Annotated in this window: 20 protein-coding genes and 1 pseudogene; 6 read left to right on the top strand and 15 right to left on the bottom strand. The window is 38.0% G+C overall.

The window, feature by feature from the left end; genetic code table 11:
• The first annotated feature begins 246 nt into the window (after window positions 1-246).
• A complete protein-coding gene (locus MKZ18_RS09415; RefSeq protein ID WP_025910477.1) occupies window positions 247-1,866 on the top strand; it encodes an ABC-F family ATP-binding cassette domain-containing protein in 1,620 nt (539 codons plus the stop codon).
• Between the two features lie 35 nt (window positions 1,867-1,901).
• On the opposite strand, the pseudogene MKZ18_RS09410 reads toward MKZ18_RS09415, so the two are convergent.
• The 3 genes and pseudogenes from MKZ18_RS09410 to MKZ18_RS09400 form a co-directional block, all read right to left on the bottom strand.
• Window positions 1,902-2,632, bottom strand: a pseudogene (locus tag MKZ18_RS09410) (polyphosphate kinase 2 family protein).
• A 59-nt stretch (window positions 2,633-2,691) separates the two neighbouring features.
• Window positions 2,692-3,687 (bottom strand): LLM class flavin-dependent oxidoreductase, encoded by a 996-nt coding sequence (locus MKZ18_RS09405; protein WP_340842990.1) that lies wholly within the window; start codon window positions 3,685-3,687, stop codon window positions 2,692-2,694.
• Between the two features lie 68 nt (window positions 3,688-3,755).
• The gene (locus MKZ18_RS09400; RefSeq protein ID WP_340842549.1) at window positions 3,756-4,688 is read right to left on the bottom strand and encodes a helix-turn-helix transcriptional regulator; all 933 of its coding nucleotides are present in this window, start codon (window positions 4,686-4,688) and stop codon (window positions 3,756-3,758) included.
• 100 nt (window positions 4,689-4,788) lie between these two features.
• Here MKZ18_RS09400 and MKZ18_RS09395 point away from each other — a divergent pair, with 100 nt between their 5' ends.
• Window positions 4,789-5,328: a dihydrofolate reductase family protein gene (locus MKZ18_RS09395; protein WP_061785249.1), complete on the top strand. Its 540-nt coding sequence runs from the start codon at window positions 4,789-4,791 to the stop codon at window positions 5,326-5,328.
• Between the two features lie 12 nt (window positions 5,329-5,340).
• Here MKZ18_RS09395 and MKZ18_RS09390 read toward each other — a convergent pair whose 3' ends face one another.
• Window positions 5,341-6,558 carry an MFS transporter gene (locus MKZ18_RS09390; RefSeq protein WP_062686459.1) on the bottom strand — a complete coding sequence of 406 codons (1,218 nt, stop codon included), beginning with the start codon at window positions 6,556-6,558 and terminating at the stop codon, window positions 5,341-5,343.
• A 178-nt stretch (window positions 6,559-6,736) separates the two neighbouring features.
• Here MKZ18_RS09390 and MKZ18_RS09385 point away from each other — a divergent pair, with 178 nt between their 5' ends.
• The 4 genes from MKZ18_RS09385 to MKZ18_RS09370 all read left to right on the top strand — a co-directional run bounded on the left by MKZ18_RS09385 (window position 6,737) and on the right by MKZ18_RS09370 (window position 11,629).
• Entirely contained in the window at window positions 6,737-7,513 is a 777-nt protein-coding gene (locus MKZ18_RS09385; protein ID WP_025910483.1) for a 3-hydroxybutyrate dehydrogenase, read from the top strand.
• Window positions 7,514-7,695: 182 nt separating this feature from the next.
• Window positions 7,696-8,784 carry a CdaR family transcriptional regulator gene (locus tag MKZ18_RS09380; protein WP_025910484.1) on the top strand — a complete coding sequence of 363 codons (1,089 nt, stop codon included), beginning with the start codon at window positions 7,696-7,698 and terminating at the stop codon, window positions 8,782-8,784.
• 113 nt (window positions 8,785-8,897) lie between these two features.
• On the top strand, window positions 8,898-10,310 hold the full coding sequence (gene glcD / locus MKZ18_RS09375; protein ID WP_340842550.1) for a glycolate oxidase subunit GlcD: 1,413 nt from the start codon (window positions 8,898-8,900) through the stop codon (window positions 10,308-10,310).
• Window positions 10,307-11,629, top strand: a complete 1,323-nt coding sequence (locus MKZ18_RS09370) for a (Fe-S)-binding protein (protein WP_340842551.1) — start codon at window positions 10,307-10,309, stop codon at window positions 11,627-11,629. The genes glcD and MKZ18_RS09370 overlap by 4 nt, the downstream gene beginning before the upstream one ends.
• Window positions 11,630-11,675: 46 nt before the next feature.
• Here the strand turns inward: MKZ18_RS09370 and nadE are convergent, their stop codons facing one another.
• From nadE to MKZ18_RS09315, 11 genes are all read right to left on the bottom strand, one after another.
• Window positions 11,676-12,494 (bottom strand): ammonia-dependent NAD(+) synthetase, encoded by an 819-nt coding sequence (gene nadE, locus MKZ18_RS09365; RefSeq protein ID WP_025910489.1) that lies wholly within the window; start codon window positions 12,492-12,494, stop codon window positions 11,676-11,678.
• Window positions 12,495-12,519: 25 nt separating this feature from the next.
• On the bottom strand, window positions 12,520-13,206 hold the full coding sequence (gene nadD, locus MKZ18_RS09360) for a nicotinate (nicotinamide) nucleotide adenylyltransferase (RefSeq protein ID WP_340842552.1): 687 nt from the start codon (window positions 13,204-13,206) through the stop codon (window positions 12,520-12,522).
• 15 nt (window positions 13,207-13,221) lie between these two features.
• Complete coding sequence (locus MKZ18_RS09355) at window positions 13,222-14,691, bottom strand: nicotinate phosphoribosyltransferase (RefSeq protein WP_062686461.1); 1,470 nt, start codon at window positions 14,689-14,691, stop codon at window positions 13,222-13,224.
• Window positions 14,692-14,722: 31 nt separating this feature from the next.
• Complete coding sequence (locus tag MKZ18_RS09350) at window positions 14,723-15,271, bottom strand: cysteine hydrolase family protein (RefSeq protein WP_251385678.1); 549 nt, start codon at window positions 15,269-15,271, stop codon at window positions 14,723-14,725.
• Window positions 15,272-15,319: 48 nt separating this feature from the next.
• Window positions 15,320-16,090, bottom strand: coding sequence for an NUDIX hydrolase (locus MKZ18_RS09345; protein ID WP_061785243.1), 771 nt, complete (start codon window positions 16,088-16,090; stop codon window positions 15,320-15,322).
• Window positions 16,091-16,239: 149 nt separating this feature from the next.
• A complete protein-coding gene (locus MKZ18_RS09340) occupies window positions 16,240-16,632 on the bottom strand; it encodes a CDI toxin immunity protein (protein ID WP_025910496.1) in 393 nt (130 codons plus the stop codon).
• A gap of 201 nt (window positions 16,633-16,833) precedes the next feature.
• The gene (locus MKZ18_RS09335) at window positions 16,834-18,627 is read right to left on the bottom strand and encodes an ABC transporter ATP-binding protein (protein WP_076513182.1); all 1,794 of its coding nucleotides are present in this window, start codon (window positions 18,625-18,627) and stop codon (window positions 16,834-16,836) included.
• A 16-nt stretch (window positions 18,628-18,643) separates the two neighbouring features.
• Window positions 18,644-19,825, bottom strand: a complete 1,182-nt coding sequence (locus MKZ18_RS09330) for a nucleotidyltransferase domain-containing protein (protein ID WP_340842553.1) — start codon at window positions 19,823-19,825, stop codon at window positions 18,644-18,646.
• Complete coding sequence (locus MKZ18_RS09325) at window positions 19,822-20,289, bottom strand: lasso peptide biosynthesis B2 protein (protein ID WP_062686464.1); 468 nt, start codon at window positions 20,287-20,289, stop codon at window positions 19,822-19,824. The genes MKZ18_RS09330 and MKZ18_RS09325 overlap by 4 nt, the downstream gene beginning before the upstream one ends.
• 16 nt (window positions 20,290-20,305) lie before the next feature.
• Window positions 20,306-20,611: a lasso peptide biosynthesis PqqD family chaperone gene (locus tag MKZ18_RS09320; RefSeq protein ID WP_062686465.1), complete on the bottom strand. Its 306-nt coding sequence runs from the start codon at window positions 20,609-20,611 to the stop codon at window positions 20,306-20,308.
• Window positions 20,601-21,539 carry an aldolase gene (locus MKZ18_RS09315; protein ID WP_374699984.1) on the bottom strand — a complete coding sequence of 313 codons (939 nt, stop codon included), beginning with the start codon at window positions 21,537-21,539 and terminating at the stop codon, window positions 20,601-20,603. The genes MKZ18_RS09320 and MKZ18_RS09315 overlap by 11 nt, the downstream gene beginning before the upstream one ends.
• Between the last annotated feature and the right edge of the window lie 77 nt (window positions 21,540-21,616).

Genomic DNA, 21,616 nt, shown 5'->3' with positions numbered 1-21,616 from the left:
TCCGAACGATCGCTAACCTGCAATCGTTCGGATATTTTTTGTTCGTTCCCAAAACAAGTTAAAAAACTTGTGGAATGGAGCGTAAGACATTCGGCTCCTGCCAGAAATAGAGTAAAAGCTGAGCCTCCTTGACGTTATTCCTTGGTTCATGTACACTTTATGTTCAATTTATTGCTATTGATATCGCTCTTGTAAAGAAAGAATGATATAATTTGATAGATATTGAATTTGGAGGATTGCTCATACATGATTACAGTTAGTAATGTAAGCCTACGTTTTGCAGACCGTAAGTTATTTGAAGATGTAAACATTAAGTTTACGCCTGGTAACTGCTACGGATTGATTGGAGCGAACGGTGCTGGAAAGTCAACATTTTTGAAAATCTTATCTGGTGAACTTGAGTCACAAACTGGTGATGTACATATGGGACCTGGCGAACGCCTAGCGTTCTTAAAACAAAACCATTTCGAATACGAAGAATATGAAGTATTAAAAACCGTTATTATGGGTCACGCTCGCTTATATGAAGTGATGCAAGAGAAGGATGCTATTTATATGAAAGCTGACTTCACTGATGAAGATGGAATGAAAGCAGCTGAGCTTGAAGGTGAATTTGCTGAACTTAACGGTTGGGAAGCTGAATCTGAAGCAGCGATTCTTTTAAAAGGTTTAGGCGTTTCTGAAGATCTTCACGATAAAAAAATGGCTGAGCTGACAGGTAGTGAAAAAGTAAAAGTATTACTTGCTCAAGCTTTATTTGGCAAACCTGACGTTTTACTACTAGATGAGCCGACCAATAACTTAGATATTCAGGCAATTCAGTGGTTAGAAGAGTTTTTAATTAACTTTGAAAACACAGTAATCGTTGTATCCCATGACCGTCACTTCTTGAACAAAGTGTGTACGCACATTGCGGATTTAGATTTTGGTAAAATTCAAGTTTACGTTGGTAACTACGACTTCTGGTATGAATCTAGCCAGCTTGCTCAAAAAATGGCATCTGATGCTAATAAGAAAAAAGAAGAAAAAATTAAAGAACTTCAGGCGTTTGTCGCTCGTTTTAGCGCCAATGCATCAAAATCAAAGCAGGCAACATCTCGTAAAAAATTACTTGATAAAATTACGTTAGATGATATCCGTCCATCTTCTCGTCGTTACCCATACGTAAACTTTACGCCAGAGCGTGAAATTGGAAACGACGTACTGCGAGTTGAAGGTTTAACAAAAATCATTGATGGTGTTAAGGTACTAGATAACGTAAGTTTTACAATGAATCGAGAAGATAAAATTGCGTTAGTTGGCCGTAACGAAATTGCAAACTCAACGCTTATGAAGATTCTAATGGGTGAAATGGAAGCAGATAGCGGTACATTTAAATGGGGTGTAACAACATCTCAATCGTTCTTCCCGAAAGATAACTCTGAGTACTTTGAGAATAGCGACTTAAACTTAGTTGAGTGGTTACGCCAATACTCACCACAAGATGAAAGCGAAAGCTTCCTTCGTGGATTCCTAGGAAGAATGTTATTCTCTGGTGAAGAAGTACTAAAGAAAGCCAATGTATTATCTGGAGGCGAAAAGGTTCGCTGTATGCTTTCTAAAATGATGCTAAGTGGTTCAAACGTTCTTCTTTTAGACGATCCTACCAACCACTTAGACTTAGAATCGATTACGGCATTAAATAACGGATTAATGAGCTATAAAGGTGCAATGATTTTCACATCTCATGACCATCAGTTCGTTGAAACAATTGCGAATCGCATTATTGAAATCACGCCAAACGGAGTGGTTGATAAGCAAACAACATATGATGAATACCTAACAAACACAGACTTACAAAAACAAGTTAAAGGTATGTACGCTTAATCATAAAAAGGTGACGAATATTCGTCACCTTTTTACTATACTTGAATTCCACGCTCCATCAATTTTTGTTCAAAGTAAGAAATCATCACGCTTAAGGTTTTGACTCGCGCATATTGCTTATCGTTACCTGCAATAACAAACCACGGAGCTTGATTCGTATTCGTATATTTAAACATATGCTCTACCGCTTCTTCATACTCGTCCCACTTTTTTCGATTACGCCAATCTTCTTCTGTTAACTTCCAGCGTTTAAAAGGATCCGCTTCCCTTTCTTTAAAGCGCTTGAGCTGCTCATCCTTACTAATGTGGAACCAAAACTTTGCTACAATATAGCCGTTATCCGTTAACGTACGCTCAAACTGATTAATCTCTTCGTACGCCCTTCCCCACTCACTTGTTGAAATTAAATTTTCAACGCGCTCGACGAGTACGCGTCCATACCAAGAACGATCAAATAAAGCTATTTGCCCAGCGTGCGGCAATCTTGTCCAAAAGCGATGAAGATAGTGATACCTACGTTCATCATCAGTTGGTGCACTAATCGGATACACGTGAAAGCCTCGGGGGTCCAACTTTTGTGTAATACGCTTAATAGCTCCCCCTTTCCCTGCCGCATCCCACCCTTCAAACGCAAATATAATAGGTACCTTTTCCATATAGATAATGTGTTCTAACCGCAATAAGCGTAGCTGCAAAGATTTTAGCTTTTTTTATATTCTTTTTTAGATGAAATCTTTTTAGACAGATCAATATCTTCTAAATTCATATAATCACTCCTACCTACTAGTCAGTAGTATAGTATGAACGTTCTAGGCTGTAATTATGTTATTGAAACATCTTGCTAATGAGCTCATAAGAATGTAGCTTCGCCTGGAAATCGTGAATGTTAGTAATGATTAAGAATTCATCGTTATTATATTCATTTTGTAAGCGTAACAATTTAGCATGAACAGTTTCTGTAGATCCTACAATCATTCGACTCCTATTTTTCTTTATTTTTTGTTTCTCATATTCAGAATACACGCGCTGGTTGACTTCATTAATAGAAGAAACCTTTGTATCTTTTCCTTTTTCTACTTTGAGCAACCAATCATCAAGCGTTTTGGCATGTTGCTCCGCTTCTTCGTCTGTATCAGCACACACCACAAATACGCAAACGTTCGTGTGAGGCACTTGCTGATAGTCTGATGGAACGTATTCTTGTCGATAGTGTTTCAGGGCTTCTTTTCCTCCAATAGGAGAAATAAAGTGACCAAACGTAAAGGAAACGCCAAGTTCCCCAGCTGCTCGCGCACCTCGTTTGTTAATGCCTAGCTGCCACATCTCAGGCTTAGTATCACTTTTGGGATAAGCTGTTACCCCGTAATAAGGGTGAGTTTCAGGAAGGTTTTGCAGCAAATGTCCCTGTAGCGCTTGAATTTGACGTGGAAATTCATTCAGACTTTTTCGTACTCCGTCTGTTAATGCTAACCTCGTTAGTGCATCGCCTCCTGGAGATCGACCTAATCCCAAATCAATTCGCCCTGGAAACAAATTCTCTAATAACTGTACGTCTTCAGCCACTTTATATGGGCTGTATTGAGGGAGAAGCACGCCTCCAGAGCCAATTCGAATCGAACTTGTTTGAGATGCCAAATGAGTCATTAATAAAAGTGGCGAAGAGCCTGCTAACCCATTTGTATTATGATGTTCAGCTACCCAAAAGCGATGATATCCTAGTCTTTCTGTCCACTTTGCTAGCTGTACCGTCTGAGCAAGCGCATCTTTTGCTGTTTGGCCGCTTGATATTGGAGACTGATCTAATACGCTTAAAATCATAATTGATATCACTTCCTTTGCTTTTATTTTAAAAGAAAGAGGCTTGCTCGTCCGTTATTTTGCTTAGTCATTTATGTATACATATTTACAATTTCAGTTGCTTTCTTTTTTAATGACTCCCGTAATTCTTTTGGTTCAATTACTTCTGCATAACGTCCTAAATTCAGCAATATATTTGCCTTAAAATCAAGGTCATCTCGACCAATTACTGATTTTATTGTTCCCGTTCCATCGTTATTTATGGTTATATGAGGTCCTAAGCTAGGATTTGCACTTGCTAACCGCACGCCTTCTTTTGTTATTTCAATATGCAACAATAGAGCCTTTGTGGGAACATAGTCTTGAGCTAACCATTTCTTTAACGTTAGCGATTCCGTAAAATCTTCACCTAAGTTCTCTATTTTTTTTACCCTATCTGCACGAAAAAGCAGGATTTTTTCTTTTTTATAGCTATATGCCGGAAAGTACCATAGACCTTCATGCGCATAAATACCAATTGGTTTAACAATATGCCCCTTTATCCCTGTTTTACTTTCATACTGAATCACTACTTTTTTATGCTTCATTGCTGATAGCAATAAGTCTTTTAAAAGGGGGGCCTCCTCTGAACGATTTGGCGTTAAAAATACAACAAAATCTTTTATCTGTTCTAGCTGATTTCTTACATCTGCAGGTAAATGAGTATAAAACTTTGTTTTTACCCTCTGAGTATCTACTTGAAACGGGATTGTAGGATAATGAGTGATCATTTCAAGTAAAAAATACATCATTTTTCCTTCTTCCTCAGAAAAGAATAAAGGAGGCAATACGCGATTGTTCAAAACACGATAGCCGCCATATTTTCCTTTTTCAGCATATAAAGGAACCCCTAGCTCCTGTAAATCCAATAAGTAGCGCTGAACAGTACGCACAGACATATCAAACTCTTCTGCAACTTCTCTAGCAGTAAAATAGCGCTTCGCATTAATATAAAACATCAGTTCAAATAACTTTTTTGTTTTCATAATATTCACCTATCTATGACAGTTTTTGACGCATTTAAATGTTATTATCATACACGAAGCGGGTAAAATATAATAGCGATTTGCTAAGGAGGAACATGGCATGACAAGAAAAGTAATTTTATATATTGCAACTACAATTGATGGATTTATTGCGCGTGAAAACGGAAAAATTGATTGGCTAGTGGAGAATGAAACAAACGAAGATTATGGATATAATGAATTTGATGAAAGCATTGATACCGTATTTATGGGTCGCCACACGTACGAACAAGTATTAACGTTCGGCGAGTTTCCTTATAAGGGAAAGGAAGTATTTGTAGTGACAACAAAAAAGGGCGGCAAATCTGAAGATGTAACGTTCATCTCACCTACAGAAGTTCACGACAAAGTCACCGAATTAAAGAAGCTGGAAGGGAAAAACATCTTTCTTGTAGGGGGCGGGTCACTAAATGCACTGTTTTTAAATGAAAACTTAATTGATGAGTATTGGATCTTTCAAAAGCCTATATTGCTAGGAAGTGGCATTCCTCTCTTTCAAGGAAACGTAGCTGACACGCCACTTTCGTTAATTGATTCAAAAATTTATCCTTCTGGATTTGTTTTTCTTAAATTTGTGAATGATAAGAAGCCGACAGCATAATGCTGACGGCTTTTATAATTCGTTATTCATCTCTTTTACTTGCTTGTCACTTGGCAATAACCACGTTAGAATTCCAATTAGAGGAAGGATACTACAAAACAGCATAATAAATTTTAGGCTATATATATCCGCTAACTTTCCAAATATAACGGCTCCCAGCGCTCCCATCCCGAACGCCAAGCCCACGATAAGCCCTGAAACAAGGCCGATTTTTCCAGGTAATAATTCTTGAGCGTAAACTACCGTAACGCTGAAACTAGATTGAAGAATAAAACCAATAAGCACTAACAACAGGGCTGCTGCACCAAGCATTACGTGCGGTAGCATAAGTGCAAATGGTGCTGACCCAAGCATGGATACCAACAAAACGTTTCGTTTTCCGAAACGATCTGCTAAAGGTCCCCCAAAAAAAGTGCCAAAGACTCCTGCAATCATAAATAAAAAGACATAGATTTGTGCATGTTTTATTGTGACTCCGTATGCTTCAATTAAATAAAATTGGAAGTAATTCAAAATCCCAGCTCCATACCACGAACGAGCAAAAACTAAAAAAATTAATAAAGCAACAGCGAATACTAATTTGCTTGTCACTTTCATTTCATTTACTGATCGCTTTTTTTGCAACTGTTTTCGAACAATCAGCTCTTGCTTGTACCACGTTGATACATAGTAAAGAGTTACAATACCAACCGCTGCCAAGAGTGTAAACCACATTGCACCAAACTGACCTAAGCTAATAAAGATAAAAGCAGTGAATAAAGGCGCCATCGACTGCCCCGTATTACCTCCTACTTGATAGATTGACTGAGCTAACCCCCTTTTCTGTCCAGCAGCCATATAGGCAACACGTGACCCTTCCGGATGAAAAATGGCTGATCCTAATCCAATAAACAGCACGGACGCTAGAACAAAATAAAAGTTAGGTGCTAGCGCTAAGCCAATAATGCCGACTAAACTTAAACACATTGCAATTGGTAATAAAAATGGGAGTGGCCGCTTATCTGCGAAGATACCAAATACCGGCTGCATGATAGAGGATGTCATATTCAGCGCAAATGCAATCCAACCAATTTGCGTATAATTTAAATTCATTGATTGCTCTAGAATGGGAAAAAGCGCTGGAACAACTGATTGCATGCAGTCGTTTAAAAAGTGACCTAAGCTGATAGCAAATAAAATACGATAAATAGTTTGTTCTTGTTTCGTTTGTAACTTTACTGCTGCTTGCATATAAAACCTTCTTTCTATTACCTTCTCGTTCCTGTATAAACTTTCTATGAACTTGTATTATATTCTTCAACCAAAGAAAATTTCCTTTTTTGAAAAGCAATTATATTTATATCAACCTACTATTTTGATAAAATGGAAAAGTAAGCGTTTTATATAAAGCGTGTGGGAGGAATGAACAATGGTTAAAAATAAAGTTGTATTAATTACAGGGGCTGCTCAAGGAATTGGCTTTCAAATCGGCGAGCGTTTTGCTGAACATGATGCAAAGGTTGTCTTGACTGATTTAAATGAAGAAGGTGTTAAAAAAGCAGAGCAAGAACTCTCTTCAAAGGGATATGACGTCTACGGTGTAAAAGCAGACGTCACAAATGAAGATGATATTAAATCGATGATTAACGCTGCTTCTGCAAAATACGGAAAAGTTGACGTATTAATTAACAATGCGGGCATGCAGTTTGTCTCCCCACTCGAAGAGTTTCCAACTGAAAAATTTGAACTTTTATTAAAGATTATGCTGACTGCACCTTTTGTTGCTACAAAGCACGTCTTTCCTCTTATGAAGCAGCAAAAATTTGGTCGCATTATCAATATGGCATCCATAAATGGCTTGATTGGCTTTGCAGGAAAAGCAGCTTATAACAGTGCAAAACACGGAGTCATCGGCTTAACAAAAGTAGCGGCGCTAGAAGGTGCTGAACATGGAGTAACCGTTAACGCTATTTGCCCTGGCTACGTAGATACGCCTCTTGTCCGTAACCAATTACAAGACTTAGCTCGTACGAGAAACGTTGAGCTCGAGAAAGTACTTGAAGAAGTAATTTATCCACTCGTCCCTCAGAAACGTTTATTAGATGTAAGTGAAATTGCCGATTACGCCCTCTTTCTAGCAAGTGATGCAGCAAAAGGCGTGACCGGTCAAGCTGTCGTTATTGACGGGGGATATACGGCTCAATGAAAACAAGAGAGGGCTCTTTTAGCCCCCTCTTGTTTTCAAGATTATGAGAAAGGTGAAGTATTCTTGTTAGAATCCAGACGACTTACTTCCTTATCTTTCTATTTAAAGCCTATGCTTTTCACTACTAGCTCTTCACTCCCACTATGCTACACTAGTGATAGAAACAGAACGGGGGAACATGTATGATGATAGCATCTTTAGCAGATAGCATCATTTCAGAAATCAATCATCTAATTCATGAAGATTTAATTGTAGCCGATACGTCTGGCATGATCATCGCCAGCACGGATAAAAACCGAGTAAATACATTTCATGAAGGAGCTCTCATTTGCACGCAAAAAAAGCAAAAGTTCATTATTACTCAAGAAAATCAAGCTCCTTTAAAAGGCGTCAAAGCGGGAATTAATCTTCCAATCCTTTTTCAAAATCAAATTGCTGGTGTAATTGGTATTACCGGTAACCCAGAACGCGTATCCGCTTATGCCGAAATTTTAAAAAGAATGACTGAACTAATGATGAATGAACGCTACTATTCCGAGCAGCTTGAATGGCAAGCGCGAGCACTTGAAGCGTTTGTATTCGATTGGGTCCAAAAATCCGATTGGAGTGAAGAATTTATCCACCAAGCGGAATTGATTGGTATCGATCTTTCAATTGAACGACAAGTTTTAATCGGTCATTGTTCAGACGTAATGAATAACAAAATGTTAAAAGATCTTATGGAGAACTTTAGTCAGGACAACAAAGATGTGTTTGTTCGCTGGGGAAACGACCGCTTTATTATTTTACAAGCTGACCAAAAGACAAAGGAACGTACGCTTCACTTTGCTAAGCAAATTAGCCGCCATTTCAAAACTCGATATCAAGTAAACGCTTCAATTGGAATTGGACAACCTGCTTCTCCTAGAATGGTTCATCAATCTTTTCACGAAGCGGAACGAGCTTTGAGTACTGCAAAAAAATCCGGAGCTATTATATTTGATGATGACCTTCGTCTTGAAATGTTGTTAAAAGATATAAAAAAAGAAACAAAGGTTGAATTTATTCGCAGAACCATTTCCCAGGTTATGAATGATCAAGAATTAATAAAAACTGTTAAAACGTTTTTAAGGCAAAATCAATCCTTCAAAGCTACGGCAGATGCACTGCACATTCATATCAACACGCTACACTATCGAATAAAGCGAGTCGAAGAATTAACTGGACTAAACCTTCGCCATACCGAGGACTTGCTCATTTTTCACCTCGCTTTTTTGTTTTTAGATGAATAACCAACGATACCGCATAAATAACTGCTACACTTTAGAGGATTAACCATAGTTAATCCTTCTTCTATTTCTTATTATAAAAGTAAGAATTCGTTTACTTAAAAGGAGCTATAACCATGATACCTATTGAACTCAAGAAATCCTTTGAAGACATTGTCGGCGCCCATAATTATGATGACTCAAAAGCCGGTCGACTCGTTTACTCCTACGATGCTACACCTCAATTCCAATCACTGCCTGATGCCGTTATTGCGCCCAATAACACTGAAGAAGTAGCAGCTATTGTAAAACTATGTAATGAATATAAAATTCCGATTGTACCTAGAGGGTCGGGCACAAACTTATGCGCAGGAACCTGTCCAACTGAAGGTGGTATCGTTCTTTTGTTTAAACATCTAAATCAAGTGTTAGAAATTGATGAAGAAAACCTAACTGCTACAGTTGAACCAGGCGTCATTACCTTAGATTTCATCCACCAAGTAGAAGAAAGAGGTCTGTTTTATCCTCCAGATCCGAGCTCGATGAAAATTTCTACAATCGGGGGAAATATCAACGAAAACTCAGGGGGGCTTCGCGGTCTTAAATATGGCGTTACGCGCGACTATGTGTTAGGGCTTGAGATTGTACTCGCAAATGGAGACGTTATTAAGACGGGAGGAAAGCTCGCAAAAGACGTAGCTGGCTACGATTTAACACGCTTGTTTGTCGGTTCTGAAGGAACTCTTGGAATCATTACAAAAGCAATCTTAAAACTAATACCAATGCCTGAATCAAAAATGACGATGCTTGCTCTTTATCAAGACCTTGAAGCCGCAGCAAAATCGGTGTCAACGATTATTGCGAATAAAATTATTCCGACTACGCTTGAATTTTTAGATCAACCAACATTAAAAGTCGTAGAGGATTTTGCTAAAATTGGGCTTCCTACAGATGTAAAAGCTGTTTTATTAATTGAACAAGATGGACCAATTGACATTGTGAAGCGAGACATGCTGAAGATGGCTGCCATTTGTGAAAGAGAGCATGCTGTATCGGTAAAGGTAGCTGATTCAGAAAAAGAAGCTGATGATCTTCGCACAGCAAGAAGGTCTGCCCTATCAGCTTTAGCGCGTTTAAAGCCAACGACTATTTTAGAAGACGCAACGGTTCCAAGATCTGAAATTGCAAAGATGGTTGTGGCCACTAATGAAATTGCTAAAAAATATAACTTAACAGTTTGTACATTCGGTCATGCTGGAGACGGTAACCTTCATCCAACATGTTTAACAGATGTACGAAACCATGAAGAAATTGAGCGTGTTGAAAAGGCCTTTGAAGAGATATTTATTAAAGCGATTGAGCTCGGAGGCACAATTACAGGTGAACACGGAGTTGGCGTCATGAAAGCTCCTTATCTTGAGCTTAAAGTGGGCAAAGAAGGAATTGCTGCAATGCAAGCCATTAAGAGTTCCCTAGATCCAAATAACATTCTCAACCCAGGGAAAGTTTTTGCTAAAGATTCCCGAAAACGAGTGGTGATTACAACATGACAACAGTTAAAGAACGTGAGAAAATCCAAAAGCAATTTAAAGAACAAATGAATGAAGATGAACTATTAAACTGCATGCGCTGTGGTTTTTGCTTACCAACCTGCCCTACTTATATTGAATCAGGCTTTCAAGAATCGCATTCTCCAAGAGGAAGAATTGCGCTCATGAAAGCCGTAGTTGACGGTGTTATTGAGCCTGATGAAGAGGTAGAAAAATCGTTAAACATGTGCCTTGGCTGTAGAGCCTGTGAGCCTGTATGTCCTTCTGGAGTCAACTATGGACATTTACTTGAAGAAGCAAGAGATATTATCAATCAAAATAAAAAGCACTCTATTCCTGTAAAAACGATTCGAAAAGTGGTATTTGAAGGCCTGTTTCCTCATCAAAACCGCATGCAAAACGCGACAGGGTTACTTAGCTTTTATCAGCGTTCTGGCCTTCAACGCATTGTTCGCTCTACCGGAATACTAAAGCTTCTTCCAGACAACCTAGCGTTAATGGAAACAGTATTACCAACTGTTCCTCCTTTAAAGGAAATGAAAAATCGACCTACCCATTTGCTTTCAAAAGTTGAAACAAAAAAACGAGTGGCCTTTTTTTCTGGTTGCTTGATGGATACCATGTTTATGAAAACAAATGATGCTACAATGAAGCTACTTCAGCTTGCGGGTTGTGAAATTGTGATTCCTAAAAATCAAGCTTGCTGCGGGGCTTTACATGGTCACAGTGGTGAAAAAGACGGAGCGAAACAGCTTGCGAAGCGCAATATTCAAGCCTTTGAAGATTTAAAAATAGATTATATTATCACAAATGCAGGAGGCTGTGGTGCTTTTTTAATCGATTATGATCACCTGTTAAAAGATGATGTTAACTGGGCTGAGCGCGCTCAAGCGTTCTCTAAAAAGCTGAAGGATATAAGCAGTATTCTTGTCGATCTTGAATTTTTCAACATGAAACTTTCACTGCCTCAACAAGTGATTACGTATCAAGATTCTTGTCACTTGCGCAACGTCATGAAAACATCAAGTGAACCTAGAAAGCTTTTAAAAGCCATTGCTAACGTAGAATATAGGGAAATGAAAAATGCAGATAGCTGCTGCGGATCAGCTGGTATCTATAACATCGTTGAATCTGAAATGTCCATGCAAATCCTCGATACAAAAATGAAAAATGCTGTGGCTATACAAGCTACAACGATTGTGACAGCTAATCCAGGCTGCCTTCTTCAAATGAAGTTAGGAATTGAAAGGGAAGGATTATCCTCGAAAGTAAGAGCTGTTCATCTCGTGGATTTATTACTTGAAGCCGTGCAAGAATAACCCTAAAAAAGGAGCTCTACAACCAGAGCTCCTTTTGCTATTTCTGTTATTTCCACCACGTATCAAACATAGTTGCCGGAAGCTGGCGCTTATGCTCAGTCATTCGATAGCGCTTCTCAATCTTTTCAGCTACTTCTGGCGCCACTTCTTTTCCTTCTAAATAATCATCCAGCTCATCATATTTAATGCCTAATTCCGTTTCGTCTGCTTGGCCTGGCTTGTTATCCAATAAGTCTGCAGTTGGAACTTTTTCATATAAGCGCTTATCTGCACCTAGTTCTTTTAGTAATTCTTTTCCTTGGCGCTTTGTTAATCCAGATAACGGTAGGACGTCTGCTCCACCGTCTCCATACTTCGTGAAAAATCCTGTGACTGCTTCAGCAGCATGATCTGTACCTATTACCAATAGTCCATGTTCCCCGCCAATTGCGTACTGCGCAATCATACGAACACGTGCTTTCACATTTCCTTTATGAAAGTCTCCCAATTCATGACCAGCTGCTTCATTAAAAGTTTGAGAAAAAGACGTAACTGTTTTTTCAATGTTAAATGTAATCGTTTCATCAGGCTTAATAAAATCCAATGACGCTTGCGCATCGTCTTCGTCTTTTTGAACTCCATACGGCAAACGAACCGCGATGAATTTTGCTTCATAACCTTCTTTACGAAGTTCTTCAACTGCAAGCTGAGCAAGCCTTCCTGCTAAGCTTGAGTCTTGACCTCCACTAATCCCTAACACAAGCCCCTTCGCGTGAGCTGTTTTTACATATGTTTTTAAAAAATCAACGCGTTTACGAACCTCTTCTGATGAAGTGATTGTTGGAGAAACGTTTAACTCTTTCATAATTTGCTGTTGAATTGTCATAATAAGCTCCTTTCAATTTCTCACTTTATCTTTTATATAAATGATGATTCTTAATATAGTCATAGCATGCGTCTGGTAGTAAATAGCGAGGTTCTCCACCTCTGGCGAATTCCTCTCTGATATAAGTAGAGCTAATTTCCATAGCTAATCCTTTATCTAAGAGCTGAAAGCGACCATCATCATAATTTCGTAAAAGCGGTGAGCGGCTAATTGCTTGTAACATGTCAATGCCATTTCGAGCCATGACAATAAACTGATTTTCGCTGACAAGTTCTTCTGACATTTTCCATTTACCATCCGCAATATCAACCAGTAAGTCTGCACCCATGATGAAATAGAGATTTGCTTTTGGCAAAAGCTTTTTGAAATAATCCATTGTGTAGTATGTGTAATGATAACCTGGCAATACATTTAATTCATGAGTATCTAATAAAAATTTAGGATTAGTTGAAATAGCTTTTTGAATCATGGCAACGCGATGTTCATCGGTTATTTGCAAGCGTTTATCTGTACGTTTATTAGAAGATGGAAGAAAGATAATATAATCTAGCTTTTTACGATGAGCTACGGTTGATGCGGTCCACAAGTGCACATTAGTAATTGGATCAAAGGATGAACCGTATATTCCAATCTTTACTCCCGGTGAAGTAAGCTGATTGAGTTGCTTCGTATCATTTAACTGTTTCAGTTCGTTCCACTTATTTCCTTCCATCTTCAGTATCCCCTTTTACGCTTGATTTAATTTGGATGAGACTTTTTTACGCACTTCATTTATTTGACGTGCTTTGTTTTCCCAGCATTTCTCACTTAAATCAACTGGGTATTCCTCTGGATTTCGCGTTCGTTTATACTCATCCCAAAGCAACCCTAAGTTATCTTCTGCATACTGTTGGATCGTCTGTAAGTTTGGCGTTTGATACACAAGCTCTCCACTTTTGTATATATCTTGATGAAGTTCTTTTGCTTCAAAGTTTGTCACAAATTTACTAATAAATGTATGCACTGGGTGGAACATTTTTAATCGTTCTTCACTTTGTGGATCTTCACCTTCAAGGGTAATGTAGTCACCTTCTGATTTGCCGTTCAGCTTATTGATGATACGATATACGCGCTTTAAGCCTGGTGTACTTACTTTTTCAGGGTTAGCGCTAATTTTAATTGTATCAACCATCTCACCGTTTTCTCCTTCAATAGATACGAGCTTGTATACAGCACCTAATGCAGGTTGGTCATATGCCGTAATAAGCTTTGTGCCAACACCCCACATATCGATTTGAGCACCTTGAGACTTCAAGTGCATAATAGTGTCTTCATCGAGATCATTTGAAGCCACAATTTTTGTATCAACAAATCCCGCTTCATCTAAAAGCTGACGTGCTTTTTTAGAAAGATATGTTAAATCTCCGCTATCTAATCGAATCGCTCGAAAGTTTATTTTATCTCCTAATTCTTTTGCAACTTTAATAGCATTTGGCACGCCTGATTTTAAGGTATCATACGTATCAACTAAGAATACGCAGTCTTTATGGCGGCGCGCGTATTTGTGAAACGCTACGTACTCATCTTTATAAGCTTGAACCATTGAGTGAGCATGGGTTCCTGCTACTGGGATACCAAATTTTTTCCCAGCTCTCACGTTTGATGTTGCCTGAAACCCACCGATGTATGCCGCTCTTGTTCCCCAGATTGCTGCATCCATTTCCTGAGCGCGGCGAGTACCGAATTCCATTGCTACTTGATCTCCAACTACATGCTTAATGCGAGAAGCTTTTGTAGCAATTAGCGTTTGGTAATTAACAATGTTTAAAATAGCCGTTTCAACAAGCTGGGCTTCAATTAACGGGGCTTCAATTCGTAAAATGGGCTCATTTTGAAACACAAGCTCCCCTTCTACCATTGAACGAATATTTCCTGTAAAGCGTAGCTCTTTTAAAAAGTCTAAGTAGTCTTCTTTAAACCCTACTTCTTCACGTAAATACGTAATGTCTGATTCTGAAAAACGAAAGCTTTCAATATAGTTTATAATGCGTTCTAATCCCGCAAATACTGCATAGCCGTTTCCAAATGGAAGCTTGCGAAAGAACACCTCAAACACTGATTTTTTGTTATGAATACCATCTTCCCAATACGTTTCACCCATATTAATTTGATACAAATCCGTATGCAGCATAACGCTATCATCTTTATACACAGTCATTCTATTTTCCTCCAAATAATCAATCCACAACTTATTTAATAACCGTTGCGTTTAATGAATTCTTAAAATGAGTTAACGCCCATTCATGCCCTACTTGGTTAAAACTTGCAACCGCTTTTTCATACACGGTGATACTAAATCCTTTATTATACGCGTCTACAGCAGTATGCAAAACGCAAATATCGGTGCATACGCCTACTAGATGTACCTCAGTAATTCCTCTTTCCCGAAGCTTCATTTCCAAATTTGTGCCTGCAAAAGCACTGTATCTTGTTTTATCCATCCAGTAAGTGTTTTGGTTTTCTTTGTACGTATCATATACCTCTTGTAACGTACCGTATAAACTTCTTCCCTTTGTACCTTTAATATTATGTGGCGGATATAGTTTGGTTTCAGGATGGTATTGATCCTTTTCTTCGTGCAAATCAATTGCAAATACCACATAGTCACCGTTATCGATAAATTGCTTAGTTAAGTTAACTATTTCTGATTCAATTTGCTGTCCAGGCTCTCCACAAGTTAAAGCTCCTTTATCGTCTACAAAATCATTCGTGTAATCGATGTTTAAAAGTGCTTTCATTACTTTTCCCCCTTATCATTAATTAACAATAAACAAATTGTTTATTAATTAATATCTAGCTGTGTAGATAGATGTAGCAAAATCTGCATCAATAAACCGATATAGCTTTGTTGGCTTTTTAGATGTTCTAGTCGTTGTTTGTCCTTCTACTTCTTCAATAAAAGGCAGCATTCGAATCTTACGCGCAAATGCTTGATCACTCCTAATTGCCGGATTATCCGTAATTGTAAGCAATACAGCCTGAAGCTCGGAATACGTAAACATTTTAGGTAAAAATTTTTGTGCAACCGTCGTCTGAAGGAGATCTTTTTTAATTTCAGCAATTCCATCTTGAATAATTTGAGCATGATCAAATGCCAGTGGTAGTGAAAAAACTTCTTCTAAATCAAAAAGTTCAACGTTTGCTGCATCATCATTTGCTTGTCTTTTAGCTAACATTTCTTCTGGTACAATGGCATAGTGAGCATTTGAAATAACCCATCCCCGTGCGTCTCTCCCAGGTTTATCATAGACTCCATACTGCTTCATATGAATACCAGCTACACCTGTTTCTTCTTCTAGTTCACGCTTAGCTGCTTCATAAGCGGATTCAGCAGGGTGCACAAATCCACCTGGAAGCGCCCATTTGCCTGCTTCTATATTTTGTTCACCTTCAGCATTTAAAATTGCTCGTTGAATCAACATTAGTTTTAGCACCATTTTTGGTGGCTTATATGCTTCTTTTTCAGTAGCTACAATCGTAAACACAGCAATATCTGCCGTATATCCGTATGGCTTTGGATATTCTTTTTTTACATTTTTTTGATCATGATTTAACATTGCTCTATCTCCTGATTAGTTTTATAATTAACAATTTGATTAATGTTAATTATACGTACTTTTTTTATAATGTCAACAAAAAGAAGTGAATTTATGCTTGGATAATAAAAAAAGCACCGTCGTATAGGACGACGATGCTTCTTTATTCGTTATCTTGCAGCTAATCCGACAGTAAAGCATTTGTCTTTCACCCACTCAATGACATACTCAATTGTTGGGCAATAGATAAACAAATGACAATCTTGCAGTTTTGTCACCACTGTTAAAGCTTCTTTCAAATTCACTCGCACAGCCGGAATACGATAATCTTTTGAAAATAAAATAACGTGTTCATCATAAATTTTCATTGTTTGTAGCCATTGAATAACCTGCTGAACCTGCTGACATTTTTCTTTAATTAGCACTCGTTTCCAATCAATGGTATTCGTTTTTGTAAAGGGGAATTGCCCCACTAATTTTTCAAAATAAATGCTCGACTGTTTACTTGTCAAAACATCGACTCTATTTCCTAATTCTTCAATTAATTTTTTAAATGGTTTCATTGTATACCTCCATCCACTCATCTTACTCTGTCTGAAAACCGACATTTTCAGAAAATATCTAAATTTAACTGTACCATAAATTCCACAGATTCACTTTGATGAGATAGAATGATATTTATGGAATTTTTTTATTTAAAGTAGATATATGGACCTAAAACAAAACCATTTAAAAAGAAACCTTCTCTACACCATTAAAGTTCGCTATTCCATTACTTTCATTTGCTTTTCCAACAGTCTGTTAAACAACAACCCTTTGTCAGCCGCTAGACTTTTAAACTCTCCCTGCTGAATAACTTGTCCTTCTTGAAGTACAAGTACTTGATCGGCGTTGCGAATTGTAGATAATCGATGAGCAATTACAACAATAGTCATTCTGCCTTTTAAACTATCTAAAGCCCGCTGAATTTTATACTCATTTTCCGTATCTAACGCACTGGTGGCCTCATCTAACACAAGAATTTTTGGTTTTTTTAAAATAGCTCTTGCTAGCACTAAACGCTGTCGTTCACCACCAGACAGCTTTATTCCTCTGTCTCCTATTAACGTATCTAAACCGCTTGGTAGATTTTCTACGAAATCAGCAGCTAAGGAAAACTGAAGAGCTTCCCACATTCTTTCTTCTGTAGCGTTAGGATCTACTAATAATAAGTTCTCTCTAATGCTCGCATTAAATAAAACTGGATCTTGCGGCACATAGCTAATCAACTGTCGAAATGCCATTATGTTAGTAGCACTTAAAGGAACACCATCTATAAATACGGCTCCTTTTTGAGGTTGATTTAACCCCATTATAATATCAATCAATGTACTTTTCCCAGCACCCGAGCTTCCTACTAGCGCCGTCATTTGATGAACTGGAATGACAAGATTGATATTTTGTAATGCGTAGGCTTCTCCGTCTTCGTTGTAACGAAAATGGATATTTCGACAAGCGATTTCTCGTTTAAATACGAGCTGAGTACTTTGCGACTGTCTATTACCGTACTCTTGCGCTTCTCTACATTCCTCCTGTAAAAGTTTAATCGCTTCAAAAGATGGAAACGACTTCGCAATTTGTTCTAACTCCCCTTGTATACCCGCTACCTTTGGCCAAAGCCTTGAAAAAATTAAAATAATGAGCATTAGCTGGCTTGCTTGGGCCTGGAACAACTTAATCGCAACAAAGATAAAGAGAGCAATAAAAATGGAGGAAGCTACTTTATAGTAAAATTGAGACGTCATCTTCATCTTTGTATATTCCAGCTGCTCACTTTGCATTTGTTTCGTAATAGATGAGTGCCATTCTACCCTCGAAGCTTCTAATGTATTGCTCTTGATATCTTTAATACCATTAATTTGATCAGTCAACCCTGCTACGTAGTCTCTGCCCAATGTGAAATTTCGCTTTCCTAATGACAATGACTTTCTCAAAAAGGTTCGATTAAAAAAGAGCAAAATCGCACCGCATAATAATACAAATAGCGTAATAACAGGTGAGAGCAATAAAGCTAACATAATTTGAATACACGTAAACACTAAAGAAGTCATAAACTGCAAAAGTGCGTGAGTGCCTCCACTGACTCTAGCCACTTCCGTTTGTAATAAATGAATAAGATCTGATTTTCTTTTTCTTAAAAAAAAGCTCCAATTAGCATGTAGAACGCTCTCATATGTTTGCAGGCGCATCTGTCGAAAAAAACCCTGCTGTATCATCGCATTTTTAATAGAGACATGCCTGTACAAAAAGTACTGAACAAAAGCAATCAATACGAATACTACTAAAATAAGCGAAAGACTAAGCTGATTCGGTACATATGTAAACAACTCAAAGAATTTCATCCCCGATTCATTTACCTTACTAAAATCAACGATTCCACTCATAGTAAGCATTGGAACTAACAATAAAATAGCTACTCCTTCAAGTAAACTAATGGCTACCATAGCCAATAAATTTAAATAAAGAGCCTTTCCAGCATATGAGTGAATTTGTTTCAAGAAATAAAAAACATAATTCATAAATCGACTACACCTCCTAGGAAAATACTTGCTTCCTAGTTTTGCGCCATGCCCATAATACAGGTCGCAAAGGAAAATAGAAAAAATGTAAATAGCTTGGTAAAGGGAGCGTTTCAGCATCCTCTGGATAAGGATATAAAAAGCTAAGCAAGAACCATGCTTTTTGTTGAGTTGACATCAGCGAAAACAAATGACGAGAGTGATAAGCGGAAATGTCTTCGGCTAAAGGCTCCGTATGAAGATTAATCATTTGTTCTAAATAATAAAAGGCTCCTTGTGCTAAGCGTTTTGCCTTTTTTGTTATAAAAAACTTGTGTGCTCCTTCGGGGATGGACGACTGAAAACATGCTTTTACTAGCAAAAGCGCCTGCCCACCGACATGGTAATTAGAATGTTTTTTAAACAGATTATATACCAGCTTCCATTCTATATCCTGATTTAAAATTTGATGAATATCTGCTAACCAGCGCAGTCTTGACCAGCCGTGCCGAGCTCCATGAGAGATTAAAAACACAGTTAGATCTTCTTGTCCTAAAAAATACACAGGCGAACTTGTTACGGTGCTTAGCCTTTTGCGACTCCATAATTCTTTAAACTGTGGCTCACTGCTTGGGCCTGGATTTAACCGCCAATGAATCTCAAGCTTAATGCGCTTTATAGGATGAAAGTAGGTTACGTGATGATGTCTCCACTTCCAGTCACCCAAGACCGTTTGGATATAATCATCTTTTTCATATCCAAGACTAACAAGCAGCTCTTCAGCTTTCTGTAGATGCTCTATTGAAATTAAAAAATCTAAGTCACTCGATGTCCGAAGCGATAAATTCTGATAAAGATGTTCTGCGATAACAGGACCTTTTAAGAACAAAGTTGGAATATTCTCACCTAAGAATAAGGTACTGACTGCTTCCATTTCACCACTTAAATAAAGCATTTTAATCGTATTATGCTCATATTGTGCTTTTAGTTTTTCTGAAACTGCTTTTGGGATTTTTAATTTCTTATTTTCATTGAGCTTTACATGCAGCAAAGGGTATACCCGATGATGCATTGCTAACTTAAAAAAATGATCCCAATCGATTGACCGTGTATAATTAACCCAAGATTCTTCACTTTGATCGTCGTGCTGGTTCCTTAACAACTCTAAAATAAGCTTAAGTTCCTGCGGAATATTTGTTAATGGTAACGTCTGGTTCATCCTGTTCTCCTTTTCGTGGGATGCTTTGCAAACTTTGCAATGACGGTATAGCGCTCTTTTCCTTCAACACCTGATACATAAAAGCTCCCACTTCGTAACCACGCGTGAGCTACTAGCTGGTGATCCTCATCTTTAGCCGTTCCTAAATAAAGTGTGCTTTCAATATTTCTTTTTTCCAGCATCTTCATCCCAGCTAGCGCTTTAACCAAGCATTGACTTTCCCAAAAAGTGTAGCCGCTCATTGCGTAAAGCGCGTCTGAAACGTTTTGAAGCGTTTGTTTATGAGCTGCCTCTGTTTCAAAAGAAGTTTCATTCATCTGTAAATGAAGCGATGATGCCACTTTTTCAAATGACTTTTCTTTCATCAAGCGTGCCCATGCTAAATACACAAAAGCTTCAATAAATAAACGCTTTTTTTGACGCTCCAATTCTATAAATCGCCTGCACCTACTCCAAATTTTCATGATGGCCCCCTGCTAGTTATTTATTAGGTGCGTCTTGGATTAAAAGTAAGCCTTCAGCTTTTAGAGAGGTTAAAAAGTGCATGACCTGCTGCTCACAAACGTCTTTTTCGACTTCATACTTTTCTGTTAAGCGTAAGATTAGGTTGCTCACTGTCATCGGTTGCTTTAATTCTTCCCAAATATCACCACCAACTTCACCTAGATTGTAATATTTGCTGTTTTGAATGCTTAGCATAACTTTCTCTCCACCCATATCACTTACAATCTGTCCTTTTGCTTGTGCAACAAGTTGGCTTTTTTCAATCACTTGGCTATTTATCATTTTTCTTCTCTCCTTCATGAATTTTATGTAGAATACTTTCTACTAACTCACTTGCTGTAAAGCGATTAATAGGTCGTTTTAGCTGATACATACCGATTTGGTTAGCGACGGATACTGTGGTTTGAAAATGCCAATCATACAGATTAAACGATTCCATTAAAAAACGACGATACGTATGATTAAACAGCATTTGGAGCTTTTCTATACCCGCTACTTCGTTTATTTCTATTTCCTCTTGATTGCTTTTTACCAACTCTACTACGCCTGCTAGCGGAACTGGACAATTAGCAAACTGAGAAGTAACTGGAATCGAAAACTTTGTTTCACGCTGGACAATCGGGCGATATATGGTAGCGTTCATACCAAAATGACTTAAGCTTTCTTGCCATAGCTTTTGCTGTGGATAAGCAGGAATCACAACTGGCTGGTTATTCTGCAAAGGCAGGGCAATCACATCATCTGTTAGCAGCTCGTATCCTTTTTGTAAAAAAGCTGACGCTAGCGTAGATTTACCCGCGCCTGATTTCCCAACAATTCCGTACGCTTTTCCATTAATAACAACTGCACTTCCGTGTAAAGGCAGGATTTTTCGCTGCAATAATAGTGCACCCATGCAAGAACCAAGCACATACAGCCTGATTTGATCTTCATTTGAGTTTTTCATAGGACATATGCTAATCTCATTGCCATTTTTTACATCAAAAATGGCTACATCAGGGACTTTAAAAAAGAATCGATTTGCTTCAACATGAAAATATTGATCTTCACGGCATGTTTGATTCCATAAAAGCTCCAACTCTTTTATTTGCACGGTTACTTCCTCTTCGCTTTTTCCTAAATCGACCGCTATCAGTTCCGGGATCTTCATTTCACTAGCAATTAATAATCCAAACGCTTGATACCTTACTTTTGTTTGAATATCTAACAATCATCACGCCTCCTCTATTTAAAAACACTTTTGTTCATTATAAAGAACAACCAGTGAAAAAGATACGTTCATTAGTT

This window comes from Priestia sp. FSL W8-0001 (assembly GCF_038050335.1).
Classification (GTDB): Bacteria; Bacillota; Bacilli; order Bacillales; family Bacillaceae_H; genus Priestia; species Priestia flexa.
This window is presented reverse-complemented; position numbering and strand designations above follow the sequence as displayed.

What these genes read in the sequence shown, in the direction of transcription:
- MKZ18_RS09415 (WP_025910477.1), top strand. Translation starts at nt 247, where the DNA reads ATGATTACAGTTAGTAATGTAAGCCTACGTTTTGCAGACCGTAAGTTA.
- MKZ18_RS09400 (WP_340842549.1), bottom strand. Translation starts at nt 4,688, where the DNA reads ATGAAAACAAAAAAGTTATTTGAACTGATGTTTTATATTAATGCGAAG.
- MKZ18_RS09395 (WP_061785249.1), top strand. Translation starts at nt 4,789, where the DNA reads ATGACAAGAAAAGTAATTTTATATATTGCAACTACAATTGATGGATTT.
- MKZ18_RS09390 (WP_062686459.1), bottom strand. Translation starts at nt 6,558, where the DNA reads ATGCAAGCAGCAGTAAAGTTACAAACGAAACAAGAACAAACTATTTAT.
- MKZ18_RS09385 (WP_025910483.1), top strand. Translation starts at nt 6,737, where the DNA reads ATGGTTAAAAATAAAGTTGTATTAATTACAGGGGCTGCTCAAGGAATT.
- MKZ18_RS09380 (WP_025910484.1), top strand. Translation starts at nt 7,696, where the DNA reads ATGATGATAGCATCTTTAGCAGATAGCATCATTTCAGAAATCAATCAT.
- glcD (WP_340842550.1), top strand. Translation starts at nt 8,898, where the DNA reads ATGATACCTATTGAACTCAAGAAATCCTTTGAAGACATTGTCGGCGCC.
- MKZ18_RS09370 (WP_340842551.1), top strand. Translation starts at nt 10,307, where the DNA reads ATGACAACAGTTAAAGAACGTGAGAAAATCCAAAAGCAATTTAAAGAA.
- nadE (WP_025910489.1), bottom strand. Translation starts at nt 12,494, where the DNA reads ATGACAATTCAACAGCAAATTATGAAAGAGTTAAACGTTTCTCCAACA.
- nadD (WP_340842552.1), bottom strand. Translation starts at nt 13,206, where the DNA reads ATGGAAGGAAATAAGTGGAACGAACTGAAACAGTTAAATGATACGAAG.
- MKZ18_RS09355 (WP_062686461.1), bottom strand. Translation starts at nt 14,691, where the DNA reads ATGACTGTGTATAAAGATGATAGCGTTATGCTGCATACGGATTTGTAT.
- MKZ18_RS09350 (WP_251385678.1), bottom strand. Translation starts at nt 15,271, where the DNA reads ATGAAAGCACTTTTAAACATCGATTACACGAATGATTTTGTAGACGAT.
- MKZ18_RS09345 (WP_061785243.1), bottom strand. Translation starts at nt 16,090, where the DNA reads ATGTTAAATCATGATCAAAAAAATGTAAAAAAAGAATATCCAAAGCCA.
- MKZ18_RS09340 (WP_025910496.1), bottom strand. Translation starts at nt 16,632, where the DNA reads ATGAAACCATTTAAAAAATTAATTGAAGAATTAGGAAATAGAGTCGAT.
- MKZ18_RS09335 (WP_076513182.1), bottom strand. Translation starts at nt 18,627, where the DNA reads ATGAATTATGTTTTTTATTTCTTGAAACAAATTCACTCATATGCTGGA.
- MKZ18_RS09330 (WP_340842553.1), bottom strand. Translation starts at nt 19,825, where the DNA reads ATGAACCAGACGTTACCATTAACAAATATTCCGCAGGAACTTAAGCTT.
- MKZ18_RS09325 (WP_062686464.1), bottom strand. Translation starts at nt 20,289, where the DNA reads ATGAAAATTTGGAGTAGGTGCAGGCGATTTATAGAATTGGAGCGTCAA.
- MKZ18_RS09320 (WP_062686465.1), bottom strand. Translation starts at nt 20,611, where the DNA reads ATGATAAATAGCCAAGTGATTGAAAAAAGCCAACTTGTTGCACAAGCA.